This window comes from Hyphomicrobium sp., assembly GCF_047600905.1.
Lineage (GTDB): Bacteria > Pseudomonadota > Alphaproteobacteria > Rhizobiales > Hyphomicrobiaceae > Hyphomicrobium_B.
This window is the reverse complement of record NZ_JASGKD010000001.1, coordinates 84226-97852: the sequence shown is the minus strand read 5'-3', so window position 1 is coordinate 97852 and position 13627 is coordinate 84226. Positions and strand designations below refer to the sequence as shown.

The 13627-nt window shown below is 61.1% G+C and carries 12 protein-coding genes; 3 read left to right on the top strand and 9 right to left on the bottom strand.

Translation table 11 applies throughout. From position 1 onward, the window contains the following. Positions 1-28 precede the first annotated feature (28 nt). Complete coding sequence (gene galE, locus QM780_RS00530) at positions 29-1030, bottom strand: UDP-glucose 4-epimerase GalE (RefSeq protein ID WP_415068534.1); 1002 nt, start codon at positions 1028-1030, stop codon at positions 29-31. 202 nt (positions 1031-1232) lie between these two features. Between galE and galU the strand changes: the two genes are divergently transcribed. Continuing rightward, on the top strand, positions 1233-2129 hold the full coding sequence (gene galU, locus QM780_RS00525) for a UTP--glucose-1-phosphate uridylyltransferase GalU (protein ID WP_415068533.1): 897 nt from the start codon (positions 1233-1235) through the stop codon (positions 2127-2129). 245 nt (positions 2130-2374) lie between these two features. Continuing rightward, entirely contained in the window at positions 2375-3409 is a 1035-nt protein-coding gene (locus QM780_RS00520) for a KpsF/GutQ family sugar-phosphate isomerase (RefSeq protein ID WP_415068532.1), read from the top strand. A gap of 11 nt (positions 3410-3420) precedes the next feature. On the opposite strand, the gene QM780_RS00515 is transcribed toward QM780_RS00520, so the two are convergent. The 7 genes from QM780_RS00515 to thiS form a co-directional block, all read right to left on the bottom strand. After that, positions 3421-3873: an NfeD family protein gene (locus tag QM780_RS00515; RefSeq protein WP_415068531.1), complete on the bottom strand. Its 453-nt coding sequence runs from the start codon at positions 3871-3873 to the stop codon at positions 3421-3423. 43 nt (positions 3874-3916) lie between these two features. Then, positions 3917-4903, bottom strand: coding sequence for an SPFH domain-containing protein (locus QM780_RS00510; RefSeq protein ID WP_415068530.1), 987 nt, complete (start codon positions 4901-4903; stop codon positions 3917-3919). Positions 4904-5076: 173 nt separating this feature from the next. Beyond that, positions 5077-6138: a ferrochelatase gene (gene hemH, locus QM780_RS00505; protein WP_415068529.1), complete on the bottom strand. Its 1062-nt coding sequence runs from the start codon at positions 6136-6138 to the stop codon at positions 5077-5079. Between the two features lie 41 nt (positions 6139-6179). Continuing rightward, positions 6180-7232 (bottom strand): CHAD domain-containing protein, encoded by a 1053-nt coding sequence (locus QM780_RS00500; RefSeq protein ID WP_415068528.1) that lies wholly within the window; start codon positions 7230-7232, stop codon positions 6180-6182. Between the two features lie 113 nt (positions 7233-7345). Continuing rightward, a complete protein-coding gene (locus tag QM780_RS00495; protein WP_415068527.1) occupies positions 7346-7948 on the bottom strand; it encodes a thiamine phosphate synthase in 603 nt (200 codons plus the stop codon). Positions 7949-7973: 25 nt separating this feature from the next. Further along, a complete protein-coding gene (locus QM780_RS00490; RefSeq protein ID WP_415068526.1) occupies positions 7974-8789 on the bottom strand; it encodes a thiazole synthase in 816 nt (271 codons plus the stop codon). Between the two features lie 19 nt (positions 8790-8808). Next, a complete protein-coding gene (thiS, locus tag QM780_RS00485; protein ID WP_415071951.1) occupies positions 8809-9006 on the bottom strand; it encodes a sulfur carrier protein ThiS in 198 nt (65 codons plus the stop codon). Between the two features lie 188 nt (positions 9007-9194). Here thiS and QM780_RS00480 point away from each other — a divergent pair, with 188 nt between their 5' ends. Then, positions 9195-12638: an acyl-[ACP]--phospholipid O-acyltransferase gene (locus tag QM780_RS00480; RefSeq protein WP_415068525.1), complete on the top strand. Its 3444-nt coding sequence runs from the start codon at positions 9195-9197 to the stop codon at positions 12636-12638. Here QM780_RS00480 and QM780_RS00475 read toward each other — a convergent pair. Continuing rightward, the gene (locus QM780_RS00475) at positions 12597-13595 is read right to left on the bottom strand and encodes an FAD-dependent oxidoreductase (protein ID WP_415068524.1); all 999 of its coding nucleotides are present in this window, start codon (positions 13593-13595) and stop codon (positions 12597-12599) included. The two genes, QM780_RS00480 and QM780_RS00475, sit on opposite strands and share 42 nt — an antisense overlap. Positions 13596-13627: the final 32 nt, after the last annotated feature.

The window sequence follows — 13627 nt, the reverse complement described above, 5'->3', positions numbered from 1 at the left end:
TGACGGATTTTCAGGGCATTTTTGCGGCTCAACCAGCCAGTGCAGCAGCTTTCAATTCGTCGACGCGCCGCTCCCAATTGAGCGCCTGCGCCACGATCTGCTCGATATTGTCGTGTTGCGGTCGCCAGCCGAGATTTTCCCGGATTTTGGCCGATCCTGCAACGATGGCCGCCGGATCGCCCGCACGCCGCGGCGAAAGAAGAACCTTGAAATCAACGCCCGAGACTCGCTTCACCGCTGCGACGACCTCGAGAACAGAATAGCCCTTGGAATATCCGCAGTTGAAAATATCCGACGCCCCGCCCCGACGCAAATGATCGAGCGCTACCGAGTGGGCAATGGCAAGATCGCTGACGTGGATGTAATCGCGCACGCACGTGCCGTCCGGCGTCGGATAATCGATGCCGAACACTTCCAAGTGCGGACGCTTGCCGAGCGCTGCCTCGCACGCAACTTTGATCAGATGCGTCGCTCGCGGCGTCGATTGCCCCGACCGTCCCTTCGGATCGGCTCCCGCCACGTTGAAATAGCGGAGCGCAATGAAGCGGAAATCGTGGGCGCGCGAGGCATCCGAAAGCATGATCTCGGTCATGAGCTTCGAAGACCCGTAGGGCGACATCGGCGCCGGCGGAGCCACCTCCGAAACGGGATTTTCCTCCGGATTGCCATAAACGGCCGCTGTCGAGGAAAAAATGAAATTCTTGACGCCGGTTTCGACCGCTGCCGCGATCAATCCTCGCGATTTGACCGTATTGTTCAGATAATAGCCGAGCGGATCGGCAACCGAATCCGGCACCACGACCGATCCCGCAAAATGGATGATCGCATTTACGTTATGGGAAAGGATCGTTTCCTTGACGAGTCCGGTATCGGCAATATCCCCCACGACCAACGTCGCCCGCGGATCGACCGCCCACCGAAATCCCGTAGACAAATTGTCGATGACGACGACCTCTTCGCCCTCATCCAGAAGTTCCAGCACCATGTGGCTGCCGATATAGCCAGCGCCTCCCGTGACAAGCACGCTCATAGTTGCAATGAACTCCCGAGTTCTATACCGACGTCCACGTCTGATTCTGCCGGCCCATCTCAGACCTAATAGAGACCGAACCCGTTGCAAATAGCTTGCTACAGTCCCCCCACGCGACAATTTTTATCGGCTGACCTCCATTAAATCTAAATTGTGAGCAATTGACCTTAGCGGGTCAGTCCGCCCGCCTACGGAGCATATGATGAACGCTGCAAAGAAACCTATTCGCAAAGCAGTCTTTCCAGTCGCAGGACTCGGCACCCGATTTCTTCCCGCAACCAAGGCGGTTCCCAAGGAAATGCTGACCGTCGTCGACCGGCCCGTGCTTCAGCACGTCGTCGATGAAGCGCGTGCCGCCGGTATCGAGCATTTCATATTCGTCACTGGACGGAACAAAGGCGTCATCGAGGATCACTTCGACAAGCAGTTCGAACTCGAAGCGACCCTCGCCTCCCGCGGCAAGAAAAAGGAGATCGAGGCGCTCGCCCGCGATCTGCCGCAAGCGGGACAGACGAGCTTCACACGCCAGCAAGCCCCGCTCGGTCTCGGCCACGCCGTGTGGTGCGCGCGTGAACTGGTCGGCGACGAGCCGTTCGCGCTGCTGCTTCCCGACATGCTCCATCACGGCAAGTCGTCTTGCCTCGCCGATATGATCGACGCTTATGCGCGAACCGGCGGCAACCTCATTGCGGTGGCTCCCGTCCCGGAAGACCAGACGCACCAGTACGGTATCGTCGGTGTCAAAGACACCAAGGCGAAAGTCTCGCCCATCACCGAAATGGTCGAAAAGCCGAAGCCCGGCACGGCGCCGTCCAATCTGCACATCACGGGCCGCTACGTCTTACAGCCGGAAGTCTTCGGTCTTCTGGAAAAGCAGGAACGCGGTGCGGGCGGCGAAATTCAGCTGACCGATTCGATGATCGCGCTGATGAGCGATGCCGACCAACCGTTTCACGCCGTCCGCTTTGATGGCGACATCTACGATTGCGGTTCCAAGCTCGGCTTCCTGACGGCGAACGTCGCGCTTGCGCTCGAACGCGCCGATCTCGCCGACGACTTCCGCCGCGACCTGAAACGCCTGATCGGCGCCAATCCCTGAAATCCGACTTGCTTCACAAGTGCTGATCCGCCGCGAATCATCATTCGCGGCGGCGCCTCGTTGTCGCCAGCTTCGCCGGCGAACCGCGAACGACCTGCCGTCCATCCCCAGGAATTTTGGTTAATTGCGGCCGTGTGCGTGGCCGCGCTTGCGTTATCGGCCGAGGAACGCGAAAAGTGTTAACGTCGTCCCCGCGGTCGTTTATGCTCTGCTTCGGGGGCCGATAAACGGGGGACATCGACGGCATGCAAAAGGTCGTTCCATTTCAGCTGCCCGACGGTGACAGACGCGGTCCCGATACCGCGCCCGATAATGAAACGACGCCGATCTCGTCGGCTCTGCGCACGCTCAACCTCGGCGCCGAAGGCCTCGCCCAACTCGCGCGCGAAATGTCAGGCCCGATGGCGGCCTCATTCGACGAAGCGGTCCGCAAGCTCAAAGCCGTCAGCGGCCGCGTGATCGTCACCGGCATCGGCAAGAGCGGTCACGTCGCCCAGAAAATCGCCGCGACCTTCGCGTCGACCGGAACGCCTGCATTCTTCGTCCACCCGAGCGAAGCCTCGCACGGCGATCTCGGCATGATCACGCAGGCAGACATCATCGTCGCCTTCTCATGGTCGGGCGAAACCGTCGAGCTGAAGCCGATCATCACCTATTCGCGCCGTTTCGCGGTACCGTTGATCGCCGTTACGTCCCAGGCGAATTCCGCACTTGGCGAGCAAGCCGACGTCGTTTTGCAGCTACCGCGCGTCAAGGAAGCTTGCCCTCACGGTTTGGCGCCGACGACTTCGACGACAATCCAGCTTGCTCTCGGTGACAGCCTCGCGATTGCGCTTCTCGATGCACGCGGGTTCACCGCCCACGACTTCAAGATCTTTCATCCCGGCGGCTCCCTCGGCGCCAATCTCAAGTACGTCTCCGACGTGATGCATCAGGTCGAGAACCTTCCGTTGATCGCCAGCGGCGCATCGATGGCCGACGCCCTTGTCGCGATGACGGAAAAGAGCTTCGGCTGCGTCGGGGTCGTCGATCCCAAGGGCAAGCTGATCGGCGTCATAACCGACGGTGACTTGCGCCGTCACATGGGGCCTAAGCTGCTGCAAGCGAACGTCGCCGAAGTGATGACGACGAAACCGAAGACGATCGCACCCACATTGCTCGCTTCAGCCGCGCTGGAACTCATCAATTCATCGCGCATTACCGCGCTTTTCGTGGTCGAGAAGCAGAAGCCGGTCGGCATTGTGCACGTCCACGATTTGCTTCGCGCCGGCGTTGCCTGACAGACCTAAAATTAAGCTCGCGATACGACCAGCACGGTGCCATCGACGCCCGTGACCCTGACGCTCGCCCCTTTCGGGCCGTCCTCGCCTTCCGCAACCCAAACCGTGTCGCCGACGCGAACTTTCCCGCGCCCGTTGACGATGGCGTCTTCGATCGTCACCAGACGGCCGATGTATTGCGCGCCGCGCACGTTGAGATCAGGAACATCGGGCTTGGCTGATTCCTCGCGGCTCTTTTGCCGGACCCAGAACACCGCGGCCAGCGCGATGAGCGCGAATGCAATGAGCTGCCATTGCCAGCCGAACGATGTCGTCAGTCCGATGACGCCGACGATCAGCGCCGAAAGCCCGAACCAGACGAAATGCACGCCGGGGACAATCGATTCCATGATGAAGAGGAAAACCGCGAGCGCGAACCACAGCCACGGCCCGAACTGCTCGACCAGTGACGAAACGGCTTGCATTGATCCTGTTCCTTCCCTCTACGCTAGCTGCGATCTTGGTGCGTTAGGCGCTCGGAACCGAGCCCGATCTCGGCGTCCGCGGACCTTGCGGCTTCGGACCGCCACCGTCGCCACCGAATGCTTCGCCCGCGATCTGCGCGATGCCGCCGAGTGACCCGATGACGGACGACGCCTCCAGAGGCATCATGATGATTTTCTGGTTCGGCGACTTCGCCAAGGCTTCCAACGCCTTCATGTAGTTGTTCGCCACGAAGTAATTGATGGCCTGGACATTACCGCTGGCGATTGCCTCCGACACCAACTTCGTCGCCTTCGCCTCGGCTTCGGCCGCGCGCTCGCGGGCTTCGGCGTCGCGATAGGCAGCTTCGCGGCGGCCCTCGGCTTCGAGCACAACGGCCTGCTTTTCGCCCTCGGCTTTCAAGATAGCCGCCTGACGAAGGCCTTCCGATTCAAGGATTTGCGCACGCTTCTCACGCTCAGCTTTCATCTGCCGAGCCATGCTGTCGACGAGATCGCGCGGCGGCGCGATGTCCTTGATCTCGATGCGTGTGACCTTCACGCCCCAGGACTCGGTGGCGGCGTCCACAACCTGCAGCAGTCGGTGATTGATCTGATCGCGATTGGAAAGCAGCTCATCGAGGTCCATCGAGCCCATCACGGTACGGATGTTCGTCATCGTCAGATTGACGATGGAGTGCTCGAGATTATCCACCTCGTAGGCAGCCTTCGCCGCATTCAGGATTTGATAGAACGCGACCCCGTCCACCCGGACCATGGCGTTGTCGCGGGTGATGACATCCTGGCTCGGAATGTCCATCACCTGCTCTTTCATGTTGAGCTTGTGCGTCACGTGCTCGAGGATCGGGATCAGGATGTGCATCCCGGGCGAAAGCGTCCGCGTGTAGCGCCCCAGGTTCTCGACCGTGTAATTCGATCCCTGTGGAACGATCTTGACCGTGGACCAAAGCGCCCAGATCGCGGCCGCCAATAGAATGAAGCCAAAAGACTCAAAGCCGCCAAAGCCGGACATTTCCGTTCTCCCTCGCGAGCGAATCGAATTGAAAATGGGAATTCGTCCACCGGGTTTAAGTCCCGGAAACAAACAATCCGTAAAAATTGGCTAATATGGCGATATAAGGCGGCAAAAGGACGGAAATTGAACGGCAATTAGCGGAGAAAAAATAGCCGCCGCTTTTTCGCTTGTTAAATCCACCCCGAAAGCTCGCGCCGAACCACGGCCTCTATGACATCCATTCCTTCGGGACTGTCATTTAGGGCCCGCAGATACGCAAACTTCTCTCCGCCATTCGATTTAAAGATATGGCGGTTTTCCTTGTCGAGTTCTTCGAGCGTCTCAAGACAATCCGCTGAAAAGCCGGGCGCGACGAGTGCAATCTTTTTTATGCCCGATTTCGCCAGCGCCTCGACCGTTTTATCGGTATAGGGCTGAAGCCATGGATCGTTTCCGAACCGGGATTGGAAAGTCGTCAACCAGCGTTCTTCCGCAATACCCAGTTTCTCACGCAACAGCCTCGAAGTTTTCTGACATTGGCAATGATAGGGATCGCCGGCCGCGAAATATTTCTGCGGCATCCCGTGGAATGTCGCGATAATCTTTTCAGGCTCGAAATCGAGTTGCGCGAGTTGCGCGGTCATCGATCGCGCCAGCGCGTCGATATAGGCGGGGTGATCGTGATAGCTCGGACTGGTACGCACCGCCGGCTGCCATCGCATCTTCATCAGTGCGCGAAATGCCTGATCGTTTGCCGTCGCGGTCGTCGCGGCCGCATATTGCGGATAAAGCGGCACCAGCAGAATTCGGTCACAGCCCTGCGCTTTGAGCGCTTCGATCCGGCTCTCCGTCGTCGGATTGGCATAGCGCATCGCCCAATCGACGACGATGCGCGGATCGTTGCCGAGCCGCTGCGCCAATTGCTCGGCCTGGTTCCGCGTGATTGTCTTCAGCGGCCCTTCGTTCTTTTCGTTATTCCAGATCGTCGCATAATCCCGGCCTTTGCGCGATGGACGCACCGTCAGGATGATGAGGTTGAGGATCGGCCACCACTTCCACTTGGGCTCTTCGATCACGCGCTCGTCGGAAAGAAATTCCTTCAGATAGCGGCGCATCGGCCAATAGTCCGTGCCGTCCGGCGTCCCGAGATTGAGGAGCAGCACGCCGAGCCGGCCACTCGCGACTGGCGGATGCCCTTCAGGCATGGCGCTCTCGGCGCCGCCAAAGCGTTCCTGTTTGGGAACTTCGTTCATCTGCTCTCCCGGCGCCGGCATTCGTTTGTGATCCTAGCGGATCAGGCGCGGCGTTGCGACGGGACCGACGTTTCGGACTTGGCCGCCAGTCTCGGCTTCGCGGCCACCGGACGCTTGTCCTTCGCCGCGAGTGTCGCGTCCGCAACAGCCGACAAATCATGGTCCGCTGCTGCTACTTGGCCCGCAACGGGCGAGACTTCAAGACGCGGATCAAGCGACCTGCTGCAACGCCAATAGACGGCGACCCGGCCGATGAACGCTTCGGGCTTCTCCGCAAAAAGCCGCGCGGCACGATATTCGGCGGTCGCCCGCAGGATCTCCTGCTGATGCCGACAGATGGCGACGGCCCCCTCCTTCTGTTCGGCCGTCATTGTGTCCGATTTCGAAGCCGCCGCGATAAGAATTGCCAGGTCGTGATCGTCGCCGAGTAGTTGCGACAATTCCCGGGCGGCATCGACGCGAACGGCAAATTCCTCCGGCCACGCCTTCGCGAGCAGCGACATCTGCCGCCAATGCCATTGCACAGCCTTGCGCAGGTCGTGGAAGTTTTCATCCGTCGGTTCTTCATAGGCGTAGCTCGATGCCTTGCGTCCCTGCCGGTAACTTGCTTCGAGCCCTCCCGCCAAAGCAGCAAAGCCCCGTTTGCCGAGCTCCATCCGCGCGAATTTCTTGGATTCCTGTAGCAGCAGCAAACGTGCGCGCTCGGCAATTTTAGGATCGAGCGTCTCCGGATCGGCAGCCTTCTGGCCCGTAAGACCCGCTTTCAGAGGTGCAAACACCTCGGCCGCGCCAGCGACGTCTCGGGAAAGCTTTTCGATCGTCCCGAGCATGACGGTCTGATCGCGGCGAGCCGATAGCAGCTGCGCGATCTCGCCGAGCGATTTGATGCGCCGCCGGGCCTTCTTGTCACCGACTGATCCGGCGACGAGACGCATCAGCGCGCGCAACCTCTTCAAAGATTTGCGGCATTCATGCACGTTCTTCGGACCGACGTGCTCGCCCCCGAGTTCGGTCAGCGCCACATCAAGCTGTTCGCGCGCTATCCGGCGAACGCCCTTTTCGATGGGCTCGTTGATCTTGAAGCGATACGGCATGCAGGAACGGCTCTGAATTCCGGAGAAGGCGGGCGATAATGTAAATGCGAACCACACAAAACTGTCATAAACGATCAGCGCACGAGGATTTGGTTAACACGAAAACACGGCAATTATCGAGCTTGTAACTGTCGCAACCAGAGTTTGATCCGCGCCTCGGGATCGGCGGCTGTCACGAAATCCGTAATAACCGCAAGGCTGTCGGCACCGGCCGCGAGCACGCCATCGGCCCGCTCCGGCGTCAACCCTCCGATCGCGACAAGCGGCAAACTGCCGATTTTCCGGCGCCATTCCTTAATTTTATCAAGCCCTTGCGGCGCCCATCGCATCGCCTTGAGCTTCGTCTCGTAAATCGGCCCCAGCGCGACGTAATCGGGCTCGGCGGCGAGCGCTCGTTCGAGTTCCGCATGATCGTGCGTCGATATCCCGACTTTGACGCCCGCCCGCTTCAGCGCCGCAAGATCGGCGTCGCGTAGATCTTCCTGCCCCAAATGCACAAAGCCAATCCGCGCATCGAGAGCCACATCCCAATAATCATTGAGAACGAGCGTGCATCCGTGGTCCGCGCAGATCTTCGCCGCACGCTTGGCCTGCGCCGCAACATCGGCTCGCGACGCGTCCTTGATGCGAAGCTGCACGAACTTGACGCCAAGCGGAACGATGCGCTGCAGCCATTCGACGTCCGGCACGATGGGATAAAAGCGCTCGAGCCTCATGCGTGGCGATCTCGATGCTCACTGCTCATTCGAGATCGAAAAAGGGCGTCCCGGCGACCGGCGTCGATGGCACCGCCATGTCGCGAGCGGGTATCAGACCTGCCTCATAGCCGAGCCGTCCGGCCTCAATCGCGGCGGCAAATGCCGCTGCCATGCGCACGGGATCAGCCGCCTTGGCAACCGCCGTATTGAGCAGCACCGCATCGTATCCGAGTTCCATCGCGTACGCGGCGTGGGACGGCGCACCGATTCCCGCATCGATGATGAGCGTGACGTCGGGGAAATACGCCCGCAAGCTCTTCAGGGCCTGCGCGTTCGCCAATCCACGCCCGCTGCCGATCGGCGCACCCCACGGCATGATGACTTCGCAACCGGCGCGCTGCAGGCGCTCGGCGACAGAAAGATCTTCCGTCGTGTAGGGAAGCACTTTGAAGCCATCGCGCGTCAGCGTGCCTGCCGCTTCGACCAAGCCGAAAACATCGGGCTGCAAGGTGTCGTCGTTGCCGATCACTTCAAGCTTGACCCAGTCGGTGCCGAAAAGCTCGCGCGCCATCTGCGCCGTCGCGATGGCTTCGGCGACGGTCCGGCATCCGGCCGTGTTGGGAAGCACCCTGACGCCGAGATCGCGAATGATATCGAGAAACCGTTCGCCGAGCTTCCCGCCCGCCGACTCTCGACGCAGCGACACGGTGACGACATTTGCGCCGGAAGCCTTCGCCGCACCTTTCACGATGGCGGGAGAAGGATACCCCGCGGTCCCGAGCAATAGACGCGAGGCGATCTTCTCGCCATAGATGGCAAAGCTCTGCGCATCGTGCAGCGTCTCGTCGCGAATATTCATGCCGACCGAAAGACCTTATCTAGCCGCCTTGCCGGGGCGAAACGATCTCGACGCGATCTCCGCCGCCCAGCGCCGTCGTAGCACGGAGAGCTTCCGGCACGAACTGCCCATTCAGCGCCGTCGCGACCTTGGCGTCCTGAAGCCCTTGCTCTTCGACCAGCGCCGCCAGGGTACGAGCCGCGCTCTCGGCCTTGCGGCCGTTGAGCACGAGTTCGATCCGGCCCTCGGGTTGTACCATCGCCTGCCTTCTGAAGTGATCGCCCGACATGGGAAGTTCAACGCCGTTTACCAGAGCGTGCGCCAAATTTTTACCCCATATGTTCAAAATCAGTCAAAAGAGCCCGCCAATCCGCCGCATTGCTCCAGTCAAGCTCCCGGCTCTCGAATTTTGAGGATCGCTCGACCATGTTCGCCCGCCTGCTGTCGTCGCGTCGCTTCGCACCGCTGTTCTGGAGCCAGCTGCTCGCCGCGCTGAACGACAACCTGCTCAAGAACGCACTGGCGATGCTGGTCGTCTATAAGCTTGCGATGGAAAACGGGCCCGCCCTCGGCACGCTCGCGGGCGCCGCGCTGGTCCTTCCATTCTTCCTATTTTCGGCGCTTGCCGGACAACTCGCCGACAAGTTCGACAAGGCCAAAGTGGCCGCCCGCGTCCGCCTGATCGAAATACCGATTGCCGTCGTAGCCGCCGCCGGATTCCTCTTGCCGTCGGTGCCACTGCTGTTCGCGGCGCTGATCCTGTTCGGAACCTTGAGCGCGTTTTTCGGACCGGTGAAATATGGTCTTCTCCCCTCGCATCTTGAGGTCAAGGAACTGCCGTCCGGCAACGCGTTGATCGAGGGCGCGACATTCATCGCCATCCTGATCGGCACCGTCGGCGGCAACTTCGCATCCGGCAGCCACGTGGAACTGATCGCGGTCTCGATTGCCATCGTCTGCATTTCAGTACTCGGCTGGTTTTCCGCAAATTTCATTCCGCCCGCGCCGTCGTCCGTGCCGGATTTGAAAATCGACAAGAACATCGTCACGTCGACGGTCACACTGCTGAAAGACCTGCGCTCAGATAAACGCATCTGGCAAGGCGCGCTGATTACGTCCTGGTTCTGGCTGGTCGGCGCCGCGGTGTTGGCCCTTCTGCAAAATCTCATTCCGCAAGTCCTGAACGGCGCGCCGTCGGTCTACACGCTCGCCCTCTTCACATTCGCCGTCGCCGTTGCCGTCGGCTCGGTCATCGCGGCCCGCGCCAGCACCAACCGGCCCAATCTCGCACTCGTGCCGATCGGCGCGCTGCTGATGGGCATTTTCCTGCTCGATCTCGCGTGGCTTGCGTCTGGAATTGAGCGCGCCCCAACTCCGATGACGCCCGCCGACGTCCTCGCTTCGATCAGCGGCCTTCGTATGTTGATTGACCTCGCGGGCATCGCGGTCGCGGGCGGCCTTTTCATCGTGCCGTCGTTCGCAGCGGTTCAAGCGTGGTCGCCCGTCGAGCGCCGATCGCGCGTCATCGCCGGCTGTAACGTCCTGTCCGCCGCCTTCATGACCGCCGTCGGCTTGCTGATCGCAGTGTTGCAATTCGAGAAAATCCCCGTCGCCGCGCCCTACGCGGCACTTGGCATCGCCAACCTCGTCGTCGTCGCGCTCGTTCTTCGCGCCTGGGGACGAGAAGGCATCAAGGATGTCGGGCTCTTTCTCTTCAAGACATTCTTCGGCCTGGAAGTGCACGGCCTTGAAAATATGCCAAAGGCCGGAGAGCGCGCCCTGATCGCACCCAATCATGTGAGCCTGCTCGACGCACTACTGTTGCACTCGCTGCTGCCGTCGCACGCCGCTTACGCCGTCGATACCGACATCTCTCAGAAGTGGTGGGCAAAACCATTCCTGAAATTGGCGACGTTCTATACCATCGACCCGACGCGCCCCCTCGGCATGCGCAATCTCATTCAGGCCGTGAGGGACGGCGCCTCGCTCGTCATCTTCCCGGAAGGCCGACTCACCGTCACCGGCGGCCTTATGAAGGTCTACGACGGCACCGCCGTGATCGCCGACAAGGCCGACGCGCCGATCGTTCCCGTCCGCATCGATGGCGCCGAACGTTCTCACTTCGGTTATCTGAGCAAGGCGCAGACCAAGAAAGCCTGGTTCCCGAAGATCACCGTCACCATTCTTCCGCCTGTGTGGTTGAAAATCGATCCGGCGTTACGCGGCAAGGCCCGGCGCCAGGCAGCCGGCGCGGCGCTGCAGGACGTCATGACCGACACGGCCGTGCTGACGACGCCGATCGACCAAACACTGTTCGAAGCCCTCGTCTTGGCGCACAAGACGCGCGACACCGGTAAGCCCGCGATCGAAGATCCGCTCGGCACCAAGCTGACCTACAAGAAGCTGATCGTCGGCGCGCAGGTCTTGGGTGCCAAGATCGCTCCGATGCTGCCGCCCGTCGGATCGTCCGTCGGCGTCCTCTTACCGAATTCCGCCGGTGTCGCGGTGACGTTTTTTGCGCTCCAGACCATCGGCCGCGTTCCGGCCATGCTGAACTTCTCCGCTGGCGCCGCGAATGTGGTGTCGGCCTGTAAAGCCGCGAAAGTCGATGTCGTCCTGACCTCGCGCGTCTTCGTCGAGAAGGGACATTTCGAATCTCTGATTCAGGCCATCGAAGGCGTCGCCCGCGTCATATATCTCGAAGACATACGCGCCACGATCACCTTCTCCGACAAGCTGAAAGGACTTTGGCAGGGCGGCCGCCAGCAGGTCGAGGTCGACTTCAATGCCCCCGCCGCCATCCTCTTCACGTCGGGCTCCGAAGGAACGCCGAAAGGCGTCGTGCTGTCACATCGCAACCTGCTCGCCAATTGCGCGCAGACGCTGACGCGCGTCGCTTGCAACGGCACCGACAAAGTGTTCAATGCGCTGCCGGTGTTCCATTCGTTCGGACTGACGGCGGGTGTGTTGATGCCGCTCATCGCCGGTGTTCCGATCTATCTCTATCCGACGCCGCTGCACTACCGCATCATTCCCGAACTCGTGTACCAGTCGAACGCGACGATCATGTTCGGCACCGACACGTTCCTCTCCGGTTACGCACGCGCCGCCCATCCATACGACTTCGCGCGCGTGCGCCTCGTCGTCGCCGGCGCCGAAGCCATCAAGGATCGCACTCGTCAGCTCTACATGGACCGCTTCGGCGTCCGCATTCTCGAAGGCTACGGCGTCACCGAAACGGCGCCGGTCTTGTCGTTGAACACGCCGCTCGCGAATAAGGCGCATAGCGTCGGCCGCATGTCGCCGTTGATGGACTACAAGCTGGAACACGTACCCGGCATCGAACAGGGCGGGCGCCTTTACGTGCGCGGCCCGAACGTCATGCTCGGTTATTATCGCGCTGAACATCCAGGCGTCCTTGAACCGCCGACAGGCGGCTGGCACGACACCGGCGACATCGTCGAGATCGATCCGCAGGGCTTCATCTTCATCAAAGGACGCGCCAAGCGTTTCGCCAAAGTCGGCGGCGAGATGATTTCGCTTTCGGCCGTCGAAGCTTTGGCTGCCGAGCTCTGGCCACAACACATCAGTGTCGTCGTCGCCGTCCCCGATCAACGCAAGGGCGAACGCCTCTTGCTGCTAACGACGGACGCAACCTGCAAGCGCGAAGACTTCCTGAAATTCGCCCGCCAGAAGGGCGCCACCGAATTGATGGTTCCCGCCGAGGTGCTTGTCGTCAGCAAAATTCCGTTGCTTGGCTCCGGCAAGCCCGACTATGCGGCGAGCCTAGAACTCGCAAAACAGGCGATCGCCGCGAAGGCGACCGCGTCAGGCAGCGCTGAACAACAGCCCCTCACGCCGGCCGTCTGATAGGAACCGCAGCACCTCCCGCGCCAGCACCGGCGCCAGCAGAAACCCGTGCCGGTAGGCGCCGTTGACGTGAATGACGCGCCCACCCTCTTCAACGAGAATGCGCGGCACGTTGTCGGGAAAAGCCGGCCTGACGCCCGCGCCCATCTCCAGCACCGACGCCTCGCCGAACGCCGGGTGCAGAGCGTAGGCTGAACCCAGAAGATCGAGAGCCGATTTAAGCGTCATTGGCCCGTTGTCCTCGCGTTCGATCACGCTCGCGCCGACGACGAACCGGCCATCGCCCTGTGGAACGACGTAGATTGGCTGGCGTGGATGCAAGAGCCGAACGGGCCGCGCCAGGCGCACGTCCCGCGTCTCGATAAGAACCCGCTCACCACGAACGCCGCGCAGCGCGGCCAGGTCATTGCGGGCCCCGATGCCACGGCAATCGATCAGAACGCCGTCGGCGCGCTCATCCCACGACGTGCCGAACCGGACGTCTCCGCCGTTCCCTCGAATTTCATCAAGCAGCCACCCCATCGCTTTGCGGGCATCGAGATGCGACTCGCCTTCGAAATAGAGCCCGCGTTCGAAGCGATGGGCGAGGGCCGGTTCGAGCTGACCGATTAAGCGAGCGTCGGCTGCCTGATGCCTTTCAGTCAGCTTCGCAAACCGTCCGAGATCGGCGGCATCGCGCGCCTGCGCCACGACCAGCGTGCCCTTGTTGATTGTATGCGGATATTGCGCACGCCAGATGCCAAGCGCCTCACGCCCGAGATCGCGAACGATTGCGGGCGCTGCCTCGGCTTCGCATTCCGGCGCGATCATCGCTCCGGCCCAGCGGCTTGACGCCCGCTCGAACGGTTCACTGCTTTCCTCGACTAGGCGAACCCGATAGCCCGCACGCACAAGCGTATAGGCTTGCCACAGGCCGAAGATGCCGGCGCCGACGATGGTTATGGAACGATGGCTCAAGGCTGAAACTCGTCAGAACTTTCCGCTTTCAC